At 42.1% G+C, this 347-nt stretch carries 1 protein-coding gene; it reads left to right on the top strand.

What is annotated here, in order from left to right:
• Positions 1-347, top strand: a 347-nt coding sequence (locus G5B12_RS18600) for a prealbumin-like fold domain-containing protein (RefSeq protein WP_174088993.1), incomplete at both ends; no start/stop codon positions are given.

Below are 347 nucleotides of genomic sequence, written 5' to 3'. Positions count from 1 at the left end.
ACCAGTCATCACTTATGATGAGAAATGGCAGAATGCCCGTCAGAAAGTAAAGGTTGCGGTTCTGAAGAAAGAAAAAGATACAGAACGTGTCCTTGCAGGTGGTGTCTTCGGTCTTTATACCAGTGAAAATATAAAAAATGCAAAGGGCGAGGTACTTCTTGAGAAAGACAGTCTGATCGAGCAGCGAGTAACGGATGAAAAAGGACAGATCACTTTTACGGCAGATCTTCCGGTAGACGGAAAATACTATGTGAAAGAAATCTATGCACCTGACGGATTTGTTACAACAGATGAAGTACAGGAATTTACCTTTGAATATGCCGGAGAAGACCAGGCAGAAGTAAGCT

It is taken from the genome of Blautia sp. MSK.20.85 (assembly GCF_013317245.1).
GTDB lineage: Bacteria > Bacillota > Clostridia > Lachnospirales > Lachnospiraceae > Blautia_A.
Note: the sequence above shows the minus strand (reverse complement) of the source record. Positions and strands in the feature narration are given on the sequence as shown.